Genomic DNA, 17,986 nt, shown 5'->3' with positions numbered 1-17,986 from the left:
CCGCTCTTCGGGCGGTGTCCTCGATCGCCGGACGAGCTCGAATGCTCAGAATCAAGCCCCGCCGGGCGATTGAGGCGCAGGGGCCCCGGGGGCGGAGTCCCCGGGTCAGACAGTGCAGCCGCGGGCGTTCGCGTGCAGCGCCACCGCCGTATTCGCTCCGAGCGTCGCCGTGAACTGGCCCGAGCCGTTCACCGTCACCCCGCGGCCCGACTGCACATCGCAGTAGTCACCCGCCGGAAGCGACGTCTGGAAGGTACGGGTGAGCGACCAGCCCTCGTGGTTGATCGCCACGTACGCCTTCGAGCCGCGGCCGAAGGCGATCTGGTCGCCCCCGTTGTCCCACCAGTTCACGACGGCCTGACCGCGTGCCGTGTTGCGGAACGCGACCATCGCCTTGATCTCCGGCCAGGCGTGCTGGCACTTCCAGCCGTCCTGCCAGCACGCGTTCACCGTGCCGCCGTTCGGCGGGCCCGCGTCCTTGTCGGACCACTCGTAACCGGAGTGGACGTCCGGGGAGCCGTAGGGCCAGGCCAGCATGAAGACGCCTGCGAGCGTGTAGTTGGCGCCATCCTTGTAGTTGAGGGTGTCGCCGCCGCGCTCGGTGTCGTGGTTGTCGACGAAGACCGCCGACTTCCCCGACGCCATGTAGCCCCAGCCCTCGCCGTAGTTCTTCAGATACGCGAGGTTCTCGTTGTTGAAGACGCGCTTGAGGTCACGCGCGTAACGGAACTCCTGGACATCGCCGTTGCCGAGGTACTCGCTCGGCGAGACGGCCTCGCCCGCGCCGTGGATCGCTTCCTGCTTCCAGTACACACCCGGGTTGCCGAGCCGGGACTTGATGGCGGCGAGGTCCGCGGCCGGCATGTGCTTGGCGGCGTCGATACGGAAGCCGTCGACGCCGAGCGTGAGCAGGTCGTTCAGATACGCCGCGATGCGTCCGCGGACGTGGTCCTCGCCGGTGTCCAGGTCGGCGAGCCCGACCAGTTCGCAGTTCTGGACGTTCGCCCGGTCCTGGTAGGTGGAGATGTTGGCACGGCAGTCGTCCATGTCGGCGCCGGAGTAGATCCCCGGGTAGGCGTACTTCGTATACGAAGAGCCGCCGGTGCCGGTCCCGTCCGCGGACGCCATGTGGTTGATCACGCTGTCGACGACGACCTTGACGCCCGCCGCGTGGCAGGCGTTCACCATGCCGCTGAACGCGGCGCGGTCGCCGAGCCGTCCGGCGATCTTGTAGCTGACGGGCTGGTACGAGGTCCACCACTGGCTGCCCTGGACGTGTTCCTGGGGCGGGGACACCTGGACATAGCCGTAACCGGCCGGGCCCAGGGTGCTGGTGCACGCCGTGGCGACCGATGAGAACTTCCACTCGAAAAGGACAGCCGTGACGTCCTTGTCCCCCGGCGGTGCCGCCTGCGCGGCGCCCGCCGGTGCGACCACACTCACCGCTGCGCCCGCCACAAGGGCGAGCGCAGCGGCCAGAGGTCTGCCGGCCATTTTTCCTCCTGCATGGGGGGAGGTGCGGGTGACGGTGCAGCCTTGTCCGGCAACGCGCCGTGCCCGTAAGGCCTTTGATGGTTCTTGCTGCAAGGAAGCAGAAAGTTATTGCGGTCGCGACCGTACGAGTCTGCCGGTCCGGGGTCAACCCCTTGGACACACTGGCGTCGCACGCCAGAAATCTTGCTGTTTCCCAACTGCAAGACCTTTCGCAAGACTTGCAGTGGTGTTAGTTTTCAGCCATGACTCCGGGCCGGTCGGCCGGGGGCCCGGCAGGTCCGGGCCCCACGCGCCCGGCCGACCGGTCCGGTCACGTGCCTACCGGCGCGCCTGCGCGGTGCTGCCCCGCACCACCAGTTCGGGCTGGAACACATACTCCGTGCTCTGCACCGGACTTCCCTGCAGCTCCTCCAGCAGCGCGCCCACCGCCGCGGTTGCCATCGCTTTCACAGGCTGACGGACCGTCGTCAGCGGCGGATCCGTGAACGCCACCAGCTGCGAGTCGTCGAACCCGACCACCGAGAGGTCGTACGGCACGTCGAGTCCGCGCTCCCGGGCCGCCCGGACCACACCGAGGGCCATCATGTCGCTGCCGCAGACGATGGCGGTGCACTCCTTCTCCAGCAGCGCGCCGGCCGCCGCATGACCGCCCTCGACACTGAACAGAGAGCGCTGGACCAGCTGTTCGGCAGCGGTCCCGGTGTAGCCGAGGATCGATGCGAGCCCGTCCAGGAAGCCTTCCGTCTTGCGCTGCGCCGGCACATAGCGCCCGGGGCCGATCGCGAGACCGATCCGCTCGTGCCCCAGCTCGGCCAGATGCTTCACGGCCATCCGCATCGCCGTCCGGTCGTCGCAGGAGACGCACGGCGCGCTGATGCGCTCGCTGTAGCCGTTGATGAGGACGAACGGAACTCCGCGGTCCACGAGTTCGGTGTAGCGCGAATGATCGGCCGAGGTGTCGGAGTGCTGCCCGGACAGGAACACGATGCCGTTGACACCGCTCTCCTGGAGCTGCTCGACGAGCTCGTCCTCGGTGGCTCCGCCCGGCAGTTGGGTGCAGAGCACCGGGGTGTAGCCATGCCCGGCCAGCATCTGCTCCAGGGCCTGGGCGAAGGCGGGGAAGATCGGGTTGGTGAGCTCGGGGGTGAGCAGGCCGACGAGGCCCGCGCTGCGCTGCCGCAGCCGTACGGGCCTCTCGTATCCGAGCACGTCGAGCGCCGCGAGGACCCGCTGGCGGGTGCCGCTCGCCACGCCGGGCTTGCCGTTCATCACCCGGCTCGCGGTCGCCTCGCTGACCGAAGCCTGAGCCGCGATGTCCGCGAGCCGCGGGGCGGCGACGCCGGTCTGGACGGCGCCGCCCCGCAACGGATGAATCGTCACACCGCCCACCAGACGGTCGTGTCCGCGGGCAGCTCGACCTCGCCGTCGGACACCGAGACGGCGCTGCTGGCCAGCAGAACGCGGCCGGGTGCCGGGATCCGTACGGCCGTGCCCGTCGTGTTGACGGTGCAGACGAAGCCGCCCTCCCGGCGGAAGGCGAGAAGGCCCTCGGGCGCGTCCAGCCACTCGACCGCGTCCCCGGCGCCGAGCGCCGGGTGCTCGCGCCGCGCCGTCAGGGCACTGCGGTACAGCTCCAGCGTCGAGTCGGGGTCGCCGGTCTGCGCCTCGACGCTGAGCGCGGCCCAGGTGCCGGGCTGGGGCAGCCAGCTGCCGCCCGCGCCGAAGCCGTACGACGGGCCCTCGGCGCTCCACGGGATCGGCACCCGGCAGCCGTCGCGGAAGCCGTCCTGGCCCTCGGTGCGGCCGAACGCCGGGTCCTGCCGGACCTCGTCGGGCAGGTCGGTGACGTCGGGGAGGCCGAGCTCCTCGCCCTGGTAGAGGTAGGCGGAGCCGGGCAGCGCCAGCATCAGCAGGGTGGCTGCGCGGGCCCGTCGCAGCCCCAGTTCACGGTCGCCGGCCTCCCGGATCTGCGTGCCGGCGGGCGGGCCCGCGAAGCGGGTGGCGTGCCGGGTCACATCGTGGTTGGAGAGCACCCAGGTGGCCGGGGCGCCGACGAGGCGCATGGCGTCCAGCGACTGGTCGATCACTCCGCGCAGCTCCTCGGCGACCCAATGGGTGCCCAGGTACTGGAAGTTGAAGGCCTGGTGTAGTTCATCGGGGCGCACGTAGTTGGCGGTGCGCTCGACGGTGGGGGTCCATGCCTCGGCCACGGCGATACGGTCGCCGGGGTACTCGTCGAGGATCTTGCGCCAGGCGCGGTAGATCTCGTGGACGCCGTCCTGGTCGAAGAACGGCATGACATCGTTGCCCAGCAGCTTGAGCTGATCGCCGCCGCCGAGGTCGGGCAGGCCCTCCGCCTTGACCAGGCCGTGGGCGACATCGACACGGAAGCCGTCGACGCCCATGTCGAGCCAGAAGCGCAGGATCGAGCGGAACTCGTCCGCGACGGCCGGGTGCTCCCAGTTGAAGTCGGGCTGCTCGGGGGCGAAGAGGTGCAGATACCAGTCGCCGGGGGTCCCGTCGGGGTTCTCGGTACGGGTCCAGGCGGAGCCGCCGAAGATGGACTCCCAGTCGTTGGGCGGGAGTTCACCGTCCGAGCCCTTGCCGGGACGGAAGTGGTAGCGGTCGCGCAGGGCGGATCCGGGGCCCTCCTGCAGCGCGCGCTTGAACCACTCGTGGGCGTCCGAGGAGTGGTTGGGCACCAGGTCGACGATGATGCGAAGACCGAGTTCGTGCGCGTCCCTGATCAGCCCGTCCGCGTCGAGGAGCGTGCCGAACATCGGGTCGATGGCCCGGTAGTCGGCGACGTCGTAGCCGGCGTCGGCCTGCGGGGAGGCGTAGAAGGGGCTCAGCCACACGGCGTCGACGCCCAGATCCCTGAGGTACGGGAGCCGGCTGCGGATGCCCGGAAGGTCCCCCATGCCGTCGCCGTTCCCGTCGGCGAAGCTGCGGGGGTACACCTGGTAGATGACGGCGTCTCTCCACCAGTCCGCGGAGGGCGCGGTCAGGTCGGCGGCGTGATGGGCGTCAGCCAGGTACTGGGTCATTCTCGATCCCTCTGAGGCTCGGTACAGCGATTCGGGGCAAGACAGGGGCACCCGGCCGGTCAGGCAGCCGGGCGCCCCGGTTCGTGGGGTCAGGACTTGGCGGCGCCGGCGGTGAGACCGGTGACCAAGTGGCGCTGGACCAGGTAGAAGAACAGCGACGCGGGGATGGCGATGAGCACGGAGGTCGCGGCCATCAGGTCCCACTGGGTGTCGTGCTCGCTGATGAAGGTGGTCAGGCCGATGGCGAGGGTGTACTTGTCGTCGCTCAGCATGAACACCGACGCGTAGGCGACCTCGGCCCAGGCGGTGAGGAAGGTGTAGAACGCGGCCACCGCCAGGCCCGGCCGGGCGAGCGGCAGGATCAGCCGGTAGAAGGTGCCGAAGGGGGTGAGGCCGTCGATCCGGCCGGCTTCGTCGATCTCCGCGGGGATCGTGTCGAAGTACCCCTTGAGCAGCCAGGCGCAGTACGGGATGGCGGTGGTGCAGTAGACCAGGATCAGGGCCCAGTAGGTGTCGAGCAGACCCAGGTCGGCCAGGATGTTGTAGAGCGGCACCATCAGGATGGCGACCGGGAACATCTGGGTGACCAGGAAGGTCCACATCAGCTGCCGGTGTCCGGGAAAGCGCATCCGCGAGACGGCGTAGCCGGAGCTGGCGGCGATGAAGACACCCAGCAGGCACGTACCGAGCGCGACGATCATCGAGTTGACGAACCACTGGAGGAACGACGTGTCGTTGAGGACCGTCGTGTAGTTCTCGAAGCTGATCTTGCCGGCGATGTCGCCGGGGTGGAGGAAGTCGGTCTTGTCCGGGCCGAGCGAGATCCAGGCGATCCAGCCGATCGGGAAGGCGGCGATGAAGCTGGCGATGATCAGCGCGCCGTGGATCAGCAGGGACGTGGAGCGGGGGCGCTCTCCGCGCTTCAGCTGCCGCTTGCCCGCGGCCGGCTTGCGGGGCGGGACGACGACGGACGGTTCGGTGGCCGGTCCCGCGACCGGGAGATCTGCTGTGGTGCTCATGGGGTTGGCTGCCCTCTCGTTCGTCATGGCTGGTGCTGCTTCCTCGGGGGCCGCGGGCCGCTCATCAGGCGGCCTTCTCGTTGCGGGCCAGCCAGCGCCGGTAGAAGGAGGCGAAGACGATGAGCATCGACAGGATGATGACGCCGTACGCGGCGGAACCGGCGTAGTCGCGCGGGTCCTGTCCGAAGCCGAGGCGGTACGCCCAGGTGACGAGGATCTGGGCCTCGGTGCCCGAGTTGTTGCCGAACAGCAGGAAGATGACCACGAACTGGTTGAAGGTCCAGATGACGCCGAGCAGGACGACCGTGCTGCTGACCGAGCGCAGGCCGGGAAGCGTCACATAGCGGAAGCGCTGCCAGGGGGTGGCGCCGTCGACCTCGGCGGCCTCGTAGAGCTCGGGCGGGATCGACTGCAGTCCGCCGAGGAGCGAGACCATCATGAAGGGGACACCGACCCAGGTGTTGACCATGATGGCGGCGGTCTTCTGCCAGAACGGCTCGCTGAGCCAGGCCGGCGTGGGCAGGTGGGCCCACTCCAGGGCCATGTTGAGGACACCGCCGTCGTCGGCGAGGATCAGCCGCCAGGCGAAGACGGTGACGAAGGTGGGCACGGCCCACGGCAGGATCAGGACCATCCGGTAGAAGGTGCGACCGCGGAGCTTGCGGTTCAGCAACAGGGCGAGCCCCATGCCGATCCCGTAGTGCAGGGCCACACAGACGACGGTCCAGATGATGGTCCACGTGAAGTGGGGCCAGAACTGGTGGTCACCGCCGGAGAGGATCTCCGTGTAGTTGTCGAGACCCACCCACGAGAAGCTGTCGGGGATCTTGTTGACGCCGATGGTCCGGCCGACGTTCTGGCTGTTGGCGTCGGTCAGCGACAGATAGATGCCGCGGAACAGCGGGTAGATCACCAGGACACCGATGACCGCGACCACGGGGGCCACCATCGCCCAGGCGTACCAATTGCGGTTGTACGACTGCCTGATACGGCTCATCGGCCCGGGCCGCTGCCCAGCGGCACGCCGGGTCTTATCGCTTCCGCCCTCGACGGCGACGGTCATCTTCGACACCTTTACGACAGATTCTCAGCAGGGTGTACGGGTGTGGTGGTACGGCCTCGCGGGTGCGGGCCGTACCACCACGGGCGGCCGTCCGTTCCGTCCCTGTACGGGAGCGGTCCGGACGGCCGACGGGCGCCTAGGAGAAGTCCTTGAGCAGCTTCTTGTAGGACTCGGCGGTGGTGTCGAGGCCCTTCTGCGTGCTCACCTTGCCCTGGAGGATCGCGGTGAGGTTGGTGCCGAGGTCGGCGAAGAGCGAGCTGTACTCGGGCAGCTCGGGACGCGGCCGGGCGGACTCGGCGAGGATCGCCTGGAACTCGGTGATGCCCGGGGTGGCCTTGACCTCGGCGGTGTAGGCGGAGGTGCGGGTCGGCAGGGTGCCGTTCTTCAGCGCGATCTTGGCCTGGGTCTCACCCGAGGTCATGAAGCCGACGAACTTCTGGGCCGCGGCCTGGTGCGCCTTGTCGGAGCCCGCGTACACGGAGAGGTTGTGGCCGCCGGTCGGGGCGCCGGCCTTGCCGGAGGCGGTGGCCGGGACGTTGGAGATGCCCAGGTTGGCCTTGTCCTTGAAGGCAGCGCCCTTGAAGACGTTCGTCAGCTCCCACGGGCCCTGGACGATCATCGCGACCTTGCCGGTGTTGAAGGCGTCCATCATGTGGGCGTAGGAGTCGGCGGTCACATCGAGCTTGGAGACGCCCGGCGCGGCGAGCAGAGCCTTGCTCGTGTCGACGGCCTTGACGGCCTCGGGCGAGTTGACCGTGATCTTCTTCCCGGCGGCGTCGACCATGTCGGTGCCCTCGCCGAAGAGGAACGGCAGCTCGAAGTAGGCGTCGGCGCGGAGCGTGAAGCCGTCGACACCGGCCTTCTGCTTGACCGCCTTGGAGACGGCCTTCACCTCGTCCCAGGTGGCCGGCGCCTTGTCGAAGCCGGCCTTCTTCAGGATCGCCTTGTTCCACATGAGGCCGAGGGAGTCGGTGACGAAGGGGGCACCGTACGTCTTGCCCTGGTACTGGGCCTGCTTGAGGAGCGAGGGGGTGATGTCCTCGGTGTTCTTGAGCGCGTCCGTGCCGTCGAGCGGGGCGAGGAACTGCGACTTGGCCCAGGAGGCCGTCCAGCCGACCTCGGCGCGGATGATGTCCGGCGCGCCCTTGCTGCCGGCCGCGGTCTGGAACTTGTTCTGCGCCTGGTCGAACGGGACGTTGACGTAGTTGACCTTGATGTCCTTGTTCGCCTTTTCGAACTCGGCGATCATCGCCTTGTACGTCGGGGCCTCATTCGTCGCGTTGGACGTGTCCCACCACGTCAGGGTGACCGGGCCGGAGCCGCCGGCCGTGTCGCCGCCGTCGTCCCCGCCGCACGCCGTCGCTGCCAGTGCGAGTGCCGCTACCAGCGCGGTGGCCGCTATGCCACGCCGCATGTGAACTCCTTCAGAGATGCCCGAGATGGCGGGGGCGTCCAGGCCCCCTGCCGACCGCTCCCTCGCGGCGCCGGGTTCGGCAGGAACGTAACAAGGATGAAAGAGAGCGGAAAGACCTTGCGGCAATTTTCTGCAAGACCGGAGGATCGTTACATCCGCGTGTCCGGAGAGTTGCCATTACATCGCTTGACGGGGGCCGGTTCTGTCGTTCCGGACCACTCATCGCCACTTCCGCAATCACTTTCGCAAGATCTTGCAGGGCTGATATTTTGGTTGGTGAGCACCGTCACCATGCGTCCGCACCCACGTTGACCTCGTTAGTTGTACGTCCCCCCGCCTATGGACCGTACGAGAGGGATTCCCCATGACCCATGAGCTCGCTTCCGCCGTCGGCCTCCCCTCCCCCACGGCAGCCGTGGGACCGGGCCCTGCAAGCTCTTCCAGCAGGGATCGCGACTGGTGGCGCGATGCCGTCATCTACCAGGTGTACGTCCGCTCCTTCGCCGACAGCGACGGCGACGGCATCGGTGATCTGCGCGGGGCCACCGAGCGCCTGCCGTACCTGGCGGAGCTGGGCATCGACGCGGTGTGGCTCACCCCCTTCTACGCCTCCCCACAGGCCGACGGCGGCTACGACGTGGCGGACTACCGGGCCGTGGACCCGCTCTTCGGGGACCTCGCCGATGCCGACGACCTGGTCCGCACGGCTCACGAGCTGGGCCTGAAGGTGATCGTGGACATCGTCCCGAACCACACGTCGGACCAGCACCCGTGGTTCCGGGCCGCGCTCGCGGACCACGGCAGGGGGGCGGCCCGCGCGCGCTACCACTTCCTGCCCGGCAAGGGCACGGACGGCGAGTCGCCGCCCAACGACTGGGAGTCGGTCTTCGGCGGCCCGGCGTGGACCCGCACGCCGGACGGCGCCTGGTACCTCCACCTCTTCGCGCCCGAGCAGCCCGACCTGAACTGGGAGAACGAGGAGGTGCACGAGGAGTTCGACTCCGTCCTGCGCTTCTGGCTGGACCTGGGTGTGGACGGATTCCGTATCGATGTCGCGCACGGCATGGTCAAGGCCGCCGGACTTCCGGACATCGGCCACAAGGAACAGGCCAGGCTGATCGGTTCCCAGACACTGCCCTTCTTCGACCAGGACGGGGTTCACGAGATCCACCGCGTCTGGCGCAGGCTTCTCGACTCCTACCCCGGCCAGCGGATCGGCGTCGCCGAGGCCTGGGCGCCCAGTCCGGACCGGCTCGCCCTGTACGTACGCCCCGACGAGCTGCACCAGGCCTTCAACTTCCAGTTCCTGCGGTGCCCCTGGGACCCCGGGGCGATGCGCACCGTGATCGACGAGTCGCTGGCCGCCACCGCGTCGGTGGGGGCGCCCACCACCTGGGTGCTCTCCAACCACGACGTGGTCCGTCACCCCACCCGCTACGGCGGCGGCGCGCAGGGGCTGCGCCGCGCACGCGCCGCCGCCCTCCTGATGCTGGCACTGCCCGGATCGACATACATCTACCAGGGCGAGGAGCTCGGACTGCCCGAGGTCACCGATCTGCCGAGCGAGGTGCGCCAGGACCCGGCCTTCTTCCGCGCGGCGGGGCAGGACGGCTTCCGCGACGGCTGCCGGGTGCCGATCCCCTGGACCGCCGACGGTTCCTCGTACGGGTTCGGCACGGGCGGCAGCTGGCTTCCACAGCCGGACGGCTGGGGCGAGCTGTCGGTGGCGGTCCAGAGGGGAGAGGCCCGGTCGACACTGGAGCTCTACCGCTCGGCCCTCCGGCTGCGCCGGGAGCTGCCGAGCGGCCCGATGCGGTGGCTGCCGGGTCCCGACGGGCTGCTCGCACTGGCCCGCCAGGGCCTGGCCTGCACCCTCAACACCACCGGAGCGGTGATCGAACTCCCCCCGCCGGGGCGGCTGCTGCTTTCCTCCGAGGCCATGGACCAGCCGGTCGACACAGCCCGTATTCCGGCTGATTCCTGTGCGTGGTGGGCAATCTGACGTGCGCCCGGTACAGTCCAATCCTGTGACCGCACGGCTCGCCGACATCGCAGCCCAGGCGGGGGTCAGCGAAGCCACAGTCAGCCGCGTGCTCAACGGCAAGCCCGGCGTGGCCGCGGCCACCCGCGAATCCGTACTCGCCGCGCTGGACGTGCTCGGATACGAGCGCCCGGTGCGCCTGAGGCAGCGGAGCGCGGGCCTGGTCGGCCTGATAACTCCCGAGCTCGACAACCCCATCTTCCCGGCACTCGCCCAGGTCATCGGCCAGGCCCTGACCCGGCAGGGCTATACCCCGGTCCTGGCCACCCAGACCCCGGGCGGCTCCACCGAGGACGAGCTGACCGAAATGCTGGTGGACCGCGGGGTCTCCGGCATCATCTTCGTCTCGGGTCTGCACGCGGACACCACCGCCGACATGCAGCGCTACGACCAGCTGCGCGGACAGGGTGTCCCCTATGTACTGCTCGGCGGCTTCTCGTCCAAGGTGAAGGCCCCCTTCGTCTCGCCCGACGACCGGGCCGCGATGCATCTCGCCGTGACCCATCTCGCCTCGCTCGGCCACACCCGGATCGGCCTGGCGGTCGGCCCGAAGCGCTTCGTTCCCGTGCTGCGGAAGATCGAGGGCTTCCAGCAGGCCATGGAGGCGCAACTCGGGCTGGCCCCCGAGGAGTCGGAAGAGCTCATCCAGCACTCCCTCTACAGCCTCGAAGGCGGTCAGGCCGCGGCCGGCGCCCTGATCGGGGTGGGGTGCTCCGCCCTGGTGTGCGCGAGCGACATGATGGCGCTCGGGGCGATCCGGGCAGCTCGCGGACTGGGCCTGGAGGTGCCGCGCGATGTCTCTGTCGTGGGTTTCGACGACTCCCCGCTCATAGCCTTCACCGATCCGCCGCTGACCACGATCCGGCAGCCCGTGCAGGCCATGGGACAGGCGGCCGTGCGGACCCTGCTGGAGGAGATCGGAGGCACCCCTGCCCCGCACAGCGAGTTCGTCTTCATGCCTGAGCTGGTGGTTCGCGGTTCAACGGCGTCCGGCCCCGGAGCGAACGGGCGCTCCTGACTCGTACCTCACGGGCACTCCTGACTCGTACCTGAGGCGGACGGGGTGCGCCCTGAACCCGACCGAGGGATGATCAGGGGAGTGGCATGGATCTGGCAGACTCTCGTCCCATGGGTGAAACGACCGTGAAGACTATGGAAGGCCGGACAGCCACCCCGTCACCCATGGTGGACGAGGAGGCGGGGGCGGTGCCGCGTACGCGGCTGCAGAAACTCCGTTCCCCGCGCCATCCGCGGATCTGGTTCGAAATCCTGCTGATCGCGGTGAGTTACTGGACGTATTCGCTGATCCGCAATGCCGTTCCCGAGCAGAAGACGCAGGCGCTGCGCAACGCCGACTGGATCTGGGGCGCCGAGCACTCGCTCGGCCTCGCGGTGGAGCAGTCGGTCAACCACGCCGTGAACTCGGTGACATGGCTGATCGTGTCGATGAACTACTACTACGCCACGCTGCACTTCGTCGTGACCATCGGCGTGCTGGCCTGGCTCTACCGCAGTCATCCAGGCCGCTATGCATCTGCCCGCCTTGTTCTTTTTGCGACTACCGGTGTCGCTCTGGCCGGTTACTATCTGTATCCGCTTGCCCCTCCCCGGCTGATGAACGGGCAGGCCTTCATCGACACCGTTCTGGTCCACCACACCTGGGGTTCGATGGCCTCGGGCAACCTGAAGAACATGTCGAACCAGTACGCGGCGATGCCGTCGATGCACATCGGCTGGTCGCTCTGGTGCGGACTCATCATCTTCGTGCTGGCCTCCGCGCCCTGGGCGAGGATCCTCGGGCTCCTCTACCCCGCCGCGACGCTCGTGGTCATCGTCGCGACGGCGAACCACTTCTGGCTGGACGCGGTGGGCGGGATGCTCTGCCTGGCCTTCGGCTTCGCCCTTTCCTACGCCTGGTACCAGGCGCTGCCGCACCGGCTGCCGCGGACGGTGCCCGCGACGGCGGACGACGCGAACCGCCCCCGGCTCGCCCGCCCGGTGAGCCTCTCCCGCCGCTGAGGCGTGTGCGCAGGGGCTCAGTCGGTGTTTTCGATGTTTCGGTGTTTCGGTGTGTGAGCGCCCCCGCCGTCGCCCCACGGACCGGGTGAGGGACGAGTGCCGGGTGAGGGGACCGGGCGCGGGCGAGGGCCCGGGTGCAGGGCGAGGGCCGGTGACCTACGCACCGTAGACCGGTGACCTACGCACCGTAGACCGGTGACCTACGCACCGTAGACCGGTGACCTACGCACCGTAGACCGGTGACCTACGCACCGTAGAACAGCACCTCCACCACCGCGCGCGCCCTGCGCGTGATCCGCCGGTAGTCGTCGAGCATGTCTCCGACATGCCCCGGCTCGTATCCCAAGTACCGGCCCACCGCGGCCAGTTCGCGGCCGTCCGACGGGAACGTGTCCCCCGCCCGGCCGCGGACCAGCATCACGCCGTTCCTCACCCGCGTCGCCAGCACCCATGCCTCGTCGAGGATCTGCGCGTCCTCGGTACCGATCAGACCCGCCGCGTGCGCGGCGGCCAGGGCGCGCCGCGTACGGGTCGTGCGCAGGCCCGGCTCGGCCCATCCGTGGCGCATCTGGATCAGCTGCACCGTCCACTCGACATCGCTCAGCCCGCCCCGGCCCAGCTTCGCGTGGAGGGTGGGATCGGCACCACGCGGCAGGCGTTCGGACTCCATACGGGCCTTCAGCCGACGGATCTCCCGTACCGCGTCCTCGCCCAGCCCCTCGGCTGGGTACCGCAGCGGATCGACCAGCTCCACGAAGCGGCGGCCGAGGTCCGGGTCCCCCGCCATGGGCTCCGCGCGCAGCAGCGCCTGGCTCTCCCAGACCAGCGACCACCGCCGGTAGTACGCCTCGTAGGAGGCGAGCGTGCGCGCCACCGGCCCGCTCTTGCCCTCCGGGCGCAGATCCGCGTCGATCACCAAGGGCGGGTCGGAGGTGGGCAGCTGGAGGAGCCGGCGCATCTCAGTGACCACGGTGCTCGCCGCGCGGGCAGCCTCCTGCTCGTCCGCGCCCTCGCGCGGCTCGTGGACGAAGAGCACGTCCGCGTCCGAGCCATAGCTCTGCTCGTGCCCGCCGAAGCGCCCCATACCGATGACCGCGAACCGCGTCGGCAGCGAGTCCCCCCACTGTTGCCGCACCGCCGCCCGCAGCGCACCGGAGAGCGTGGCGGCGTTCAGTTCGGTGACAGCGCTTCCCACACGGTCCACCAGCGCGCCCGGGTCGGCCTCGGCGGGACTCTCCTCGGTGCCGTACGAGCCGATCAGATCGGCGGCCGCGGTACGGAACAGCTCCCGGCGGCGCACCCCACGAGCCACCGCGACCGCGCCCTCCGGCGTGTCCGCACGCCCGACCGCCGCAAGGATCTCCTGCTCCAGATGGTCACGGCCGCGCGGCGCCAGGCCCTCCGGATCGCCGAGCAGTGCCACCGCCTCGGGAGCCCGCAGCAGCAGATCCGGGGCGAGCCGCCCGGCGGAGAGCACCCGCGCCAGGTTTTCCGCGGCGGCGCCCTCGTCCCGCAGCAGCCGCAGATACCAGGGCGTCTTGCCGAGCGCGTCCGACACCTTGCGAAACCCCAGCAGTCCGGCGTCCGGATCGGCCGAGTCGGCGAACCAGCCGAGCAGCACGGGCAGCAGGGTCCGCTGGATCGCGGCCTTGCGGCTCACACCCGAGGACAGGGCCTCCAGATGCCGCAGGGCCGCCGCGGGATCGGCGTAGCCCAGCGCCTCCAGACGCTGTCCCGCGGCCTTCGGGCTGAGCCGCGTCTCACCCGGTGTGAGCTGCGCGACGGCGTCCAGCAGCGGCCGGTAGAAGATCTTCTCGTGCAGCCTGCGCACCACCGAGGCGTGCCGCTTCCACTCCTTGTTGAGCTCGGCGACCGGGTCCGTGCGCAGCCCGAGCGAGCGCCCGAGACGGCGCAGATCCGCCTCGTCCTCGGGCACCAGATGCGTCCGCCGCAGCCGGAACAGCTGGATGCGGTGCTCCATCGCGCGCAGAAAGCGGTACGCGGCATCGAGCTGGGCCGCGTCGGCGCGCCCGACATAGCCCCCGGCCGCCAGTGCCCGCAGGGCTTCCAGCGTGGTGCCGCTGTGCAGCGTCGCGTCGCTGCGGCCGTGCACGAGCTGGAGCAGCTGTACGGCGAACTCGACGTCCCGCAGTCCGCCGGGACCGAGTTTGAGCTCGCGCTCGATCTCGGCGGCCGGGATGTTGTCCACGACACGGCGGCGCATCTTCTGCACGTCCGGGACGAAGTTCTCGCGCTCGGCGGCCTGCCACACCATCGGCGACACGGCCTCGATGTACTCCTCGCCGAGCGCCGGGTCCCCGGCGACCGGGCGGGCCTTCAGCAATGCCTGGAACTCCCAGGTCTTGGCCCAGCGCTGGTAGTAGGCGACATGGCTGGAGAGGGTGCGCACGAGAGGGCCGTTGCGTCCCTCGGGCCGCAGATTGGCGTCGACGGGCCAGATCGTGCCCTCGATCGTCGTCTCGGAACAGATCCGCATCAGATGCGAGGCCAGCCTGGTGGCGGCCTGCATGGCCTTGCTCTCGTCGGCGCCTTCGACGGGCTCGCCGACGAAGATGACGTCCACGTCGGAGACGTAGTTGAGCTCGTGGCCGCCGCACTTGCCCATCGCGACGACGGAGAGCCGGCACTGGGCCGCGTCGGCGGGGGTCGCGGTCCTGGCGATGGCGAGGGCGGCCCGCAGGGTGGCCGTCGCCAGGTCGGCCAGCTCGGCCGCCGCCTCGGCGACATCGGTCGTACCGCACACGTCACGGGCCGCTATGGACAGCAGGCACCGCCGGTAACCGATCCGCAGCGAGACGGGGTCATTGGCGTCCGCGAGGCCGCGCTCGAACTCGGCGACGCCCGGGTGCAGATCGGTGGCCTCGTAGGTGATGAGCGTCTGCCAGTCGTGCGGATGGCGGGCCAGGTGGTCGCCGAGCGCCTCGGACGCGCCGAGGACGCCGAGCAGCCTGTCCCGCAGGGGCTTCGCGGCGATCAGCGTGTCGAGGAGACCCTGCCGGCCGGACGCCTCCTGGGCCTCGACCAGCCGTGCGAGACCGCGGAGCGCCAGGTCGGGGTCGGCCACGGCGCCGAGCGCGTCCAGGAGCACCGGATCGGACCGTACGGATGCCATGTCGGGGAGGTCCAGGAGGCGTTCGGCGGCGGAGGGGTCGATGAAGCCGTGCCGCAGCAGTCGCGTGAAGGTACTGCTCCTGCGCCCCGGCACTGTCATACCGCCGTCTCCGTCCTGCCCGCTCACGCCCCGGCCGGGTCCCTGGTCCGCATACCGGTCCAGGCACAGGTCTGCGAACAGATCCACCAACCGGTCCACGGACTGATCCAGGCCCTGACCCATACCCTGACCGACGTCCGATCAAGGTCCGGAATCGAGCCTAGCCGCAGGGGAGCGAAGAGGACCCGGTGTGATCCCGGCCATGCGGCCGGTTCCCCCGCCGCCCGGCGGGCGATGGCATGACATTCACCATGTTGTTCGCCTTTCGGCTTGTTCGCCTTTCGGCCTTGATGAACCGCGTGCTCGCTCTTTCCGTCCTCTCGGCCGATCGGTCGGCGATCACACCGATCATCCGCCTGTACCGGACCCCGTCGAAAACGCTCGGAGCCGACCGAGGATCGCCGACCGAGGATCGCCGACCGATGATTAACGGCCCCGGGCGCGGTCTACCCATGCGGTGACCCCGTACGGAGAGGACCGCGCCATGCCCGAAATCGAACCCGGCACCACGCTCGACCCGCGCTACAGCGACGACAAGGCCACCCCCGACGACTGGTCCAAGGCCGTCGAGCGCCTGAAGTCGGCGGAGGTCTACTGGCTGTCGACCGTGCGCCCCGAGGGGCGCCCGCACGTCACCCCGCTGATCGCCGTCTGGCACGAAGGCGGGCTGCATTTCTGCACCGGCGTCGAGGAGCGCAAGGCGAAGAACCTCCGCGACAATCAGGAGGTGGTCCTCACGACCGGTGACAATGCGCTGAACGAAGGCTACGACCTGGTGATCGAGGGCGAGGCGGTACGCGTCACCGACGAGGCGCGGCTGCGGGCGATCGCGGCGGTGTACGTGGACAAGTACGGCCCGGACTGGCAGTTCGAGGTCGGCGACGGCGGCTTCAGGAGCACAGGCGGCCCCGTCCTCGTGTTCCGGGTGTCACCGCGCACGGCATTCGGCTTCGCGAAGGGCGACCCGTTCGGCCAGACCCGCTGGCAGTTCACCCAGTGAGCTCTGACCACTCCATGAGCTCGGACAGCCTCACGAGCTCGGACAGCTTCACGAAGGGAGCACCATCGATGGACATGACCCTCGAAGTGATCATGGTCCCGGTGTCGGACCTCGACCGGTCGAAGAAGTTCTACGAGGAGGGCTGCGGCTTCAAGGTCGACCTCGACCAGGAAGTGGCACCCGGCATCCGCATCATCCAGCTGACCCCGCCCGGCTCCCGCTGCTCCATCGCGATGGGCAGCGGCCTCCCGGGCAACCCGGACCAGCAGCCGATGGCCCCCGGCACGCTCCGGGGCCTCCAACTCTGTGTCACGGACATCGCGGCGGCCCGCGATGCCCTGGTCGAGCGGTCGGTGGTGGTCAGCGAAATCCAGCACGTGGGCAAAGCGGGCTGGGAGCCTGGCCCGGGTGACACCTGGAACTCCTTCATGTTCTTCCAGGACCCTGACGGCAACGGCTGGGTGATCCAGCAGGCTCCGGCACCGCTGTCGGAGCGCTGAGCGGATCGCTGGAGCGTGGGTGGCGCCGTTCGGCGTCCCACCTTTCCTGAATGTGTCTTTCCCGAACATCTCGCGGCGGAGCTGCGAGCCTTCCCGCAGCACACGCGACGGCGGGGGCGCGGATATGCCCGTGCCCCCGCCGTCGCGTGAGGTGATCGGAGACCGCAGCGCGGTCACTGCTGGGGCGGCTCCTCCCGGCGGCTCGCGCCGAACTGGTCCTTCATCTTGTCCTGCGCCGCGTCGACCTGGCTGCTGTGCTTGCCCTGAGTCTTGTCGTCGACGAGGTCACCGGCCTTGTCGACGCCTTTGCCGGCCTGGTCCTCGTGGCCCTTGAGCATGTGCTTGATCTTGTCCATCATGGACATTCGGTCATCCTCCTCGCCGAATGGACTTCCTCACCTCAAGGGTCACCGCACACTCCGCGCTCCGCATCCCAAGGACTCCGACGAACCGGCTCGATCAGGACGTTTTCTGTCTCATCCGGCGCCAGGCGTGTCCGCTACCCCGCGAGACTGCTGGCCGCGATGGCGATGAAGAACACGATGACGATCTCACCGACGACCCACGAGTGCGTGTTCATCCAGTCGCGGGCCTTCGGCAGGAATTCCTGCCCCCGCTGACCGAACAGCAGAAGCAGGAGCGCGGGCAGCGCCAGCAGCAGCAGGGTGAGCAGCACGAAAGGAAGCAAGTGCCACCATGGATCGCCGTGGTTGGACAGAAAGGTGCCGACGGCCCACGAGGTGAGGATGTCGGTCGGGAACACGCCCAGCAGCAGGAAGCCGAGCTTGAACGAGAACCTCGGGCTCGCCGTCTCCAGCCTGCCCATCCATTTCGGCGGCTTCGACTCCTTCCGCTTGAGGAACGTGTGGAGCGCCGCAGCGACAAGAAGGACCAGGACCACGATGTCGAGCGTGTCGTCCGACGCCCCGGCTTTGGAGGCGCCCGAGCCCACGAAGTACGCGACCGTGACGAACAGGGTGATGGACAGGGCCGCGCCGACGACGTAGGCCGCCGAATTGCGGCGCCAGTGTTCGCTCGTCGCGAGGAAGATGGCACTGAGGATCTGTGGACCGGCGATCATCACGAACGCCATCGGGAGGATCTTCACCAGGTTCACGACCGAGCCGCCCTTCCGGGATCAGTCCGCCTTCGCCCTG

13 protein-coding genes and 1 pseudogene are annotated in these 17,986 nt (G+C 69.2%); 5 read left to right on the top strand and 9 right to left on the bottom strand.

Annotation, left to right across the window (positions count from 1 at the left end):
• Positions 1 to 113: 113 nt before the first annotated feature.
• From OG293_RS26455 to OG293_RS26430, 6 genes and pseudogenes are all read right to left on the bottom strand, one after another.
• A pseudogene (locus OG293_RS26455) lies at positions 114 to 1,494 on the bottom strand (alpha-amylase family protein); the annotation flags it as partial.
• Positions 1,495 to 1,812: 318 nt separating this feature from the next.
• Entirely contained in the window at positions 1,813 to 2,886 is a 1,074-nt protein-coding gene (locus tag OG293_RS26450) for a LacI family DNA-binding transcriptional regulator (RefSeq protein WP_406003717.1), read from the bottom strand.
• Positions 2,871 to 4,541: a glycoside hydrolase family 13 protein gene (locus OG293_RS26445; protein WP_406001267.1), complete on the bottom strand. Its 1,671-nt coding sequence runs from the start codon at positions 4,539 to 4,541 to the stop codon at positions 2,871 to 2,873. Before OG293_RS26445 ends, OG293_RS26450 begins: the two co-directional genes overlap by 16 nt.
• 89 nt (positions 4,542 to 4,630) lie before the next feature.
• Entirely contained in the window at positions 4,631 to 5,560 is a 930-nt protein-coding gene (locus OG293_RS26440; protein WP_406001266.1) for a sugar ABC transporter permease, read from the bottom strand.
• Between the two features lie 64 nt (positions 5,561 to 5,624).
• A complete protein-coding gene (locus OG293_RS26435) occupies positions 5,625 to 6,623 on the bottom strand; it encodes a carbohydrate ABC transporter permease (RefSeq protein ID WP_406001265.1) in 999 nt (332 codons plus the stop codon).
• A 136-nt stretch (positions 6,624 to 6,759) separates the two neighbouring features.
• The gene (locus OG293_RS26430) at positions 6,760 to 8,037 is read right to left on the bottom strand and encodes an extracellular solute-binding protein (RefSeq protein ID WP_406001264.1); all 1,278 of its coding nucleotides are present in this window, start codon (positions 8,035 to 8,037) and stop codon (positions 6,760 to 6,762) included.
• A gap of 364 nt (positions 8,038 to 8,401) precedes the next feature.
• Between OG293_RS26430 and OG293_RS26425 the strand changes: the two genes are divergently transcribed.
• From OG293_RS26425 to OG293_RS26415, 3 genes are all read left to right on the top strand, one after another.
• Positions 8,402 to 10,039 (top strand): glycoside hydrolase family 13 protein, encoded by a 1,638-nt coding sequence (locus tag OG293_RS26425; RefSeq protein WP_406001263.1) that lies wholly within the window; start codon positions 8,402 to 8,404, stop codon positions 10,037 to 10,039.
• 25 nt (positions 10,040 to 10,064) lie between these two features.
• A complete protein-coding gene (locus OG293_RS26420) occupies positions 10,065 to 11,096 on the top strand; it encodes a LacI family DNA-binding transcriptional regulator (protein ID WP_406001262.1) in 1,032 nt (343 codons plus the stop codon).
• A 110-nt stretch (positions 11,097 to 11,206) separates the two neighbouring features.
• Positions 11,207 to 12,097, top strand: a complete 891-nt coding sequence (locus OG293_RS26415; RefSeq protein WP_406001261.1) for a phosphatase PAP2 family protein — start codon at positions 11,207 to 11,209, stop codon at positions 12,095 to 12,097.
• Between the two features lie 244 nt (positions 12,098 to 12,341).
• On the opposite strand, the gene OG293_RS26410 is transcribed toward OG293_RS26415, so the two are convergent.
• On the bottom strand, positions 12,342 to 15,329 hold the full coding sequence (locus tag OG293_RS26410; protein ID WP_406003716.1) for a bifunctional [glutamine synthetase] adenylyltransferase/[glutamine synthetase]-adenylyl-L-tyrosine phosphorylase: 2,988 nt from the start codon (positions 15,327 to 15,329) through the stop codon (positions 12,342 to 12,344).
• Between the two features lie 484 nt (positions 15,330 to 15,813).
• Between OG293_RS26410 and OG293_RS26405 the strand changes: the two genes are divergently transcribed.
• Both OG293_RS26405 and OG293_RS26400 read left to right on the top strand, forming a co-directional pair.
• A complete protein-coding gene (locus OG293_RS26405) occupies positions 15,814 to 16,329 on the top strand; it encodes a pyridoxamine 5'-phosphate oxidase family protein (protein ID WP_406001260.1) in 516 nt (171 codons plus the stop codon).
• A 68-nt stretch (positions 16,330 to 16,397) separates the two neighbouring features.
• A complete protein-coding gene (locus OG293_RS26400; protein ID WP_406001259.1) occupies positions 16,398 to 16,829 on the top strand; it encodes a VOC family protein in 432 nt (143 codons plus the stop codon).
• A 173-nt stretch (positions 16,830 to 17,002) separates the two neighbouring features.
• Here OG293_RS26400 and OG293_RS26395 read toward each other — a convergent pair whose 3' ends face one another.
• Both OG293_RS26395 and OG293_RS26390 read right to left on the bottom strand, forming a co-directional pair.
• Positions 17,003 to 17,194: an antitoxin gene (locus OG293_RS26395; protein ID WP_406001258.1), complete on the bottom strand. Its 192-nt coding sequence runs from the start codon at positions 17,192 to 17,194 to the stop codon at positions 17,003 to 17,005.
• 134 nt (positions 17,195 to 17,328) lie between these two features.
• Positions 17,329 to 17,946, bottom strand: a complete 618-nt coding sequence (locus tag OG293_RS26390; protein WP_406001257.1) for a GAP family protein — start codon at positions 17,944 to 17,946, stop codon at positions 17,329 to 17,331.
• Between the last annotated feature and the right edge of the window lie 40 nt (positions 17,947 to 17,986).

The sequence above is a fragment of the Streptomyces sp. NBC_00829 genome, from assembly GCF_045161795.1.
GTDB lineage: Bacteria > Actinomycetota > Actinomycetes > Streptomycetales > Streptomycetaceae > Streptomyces.
Note: the sequence above shows the minus strand (reverse complement) of the source record. Positions and strands in the feature narration are given on the sequence as shown.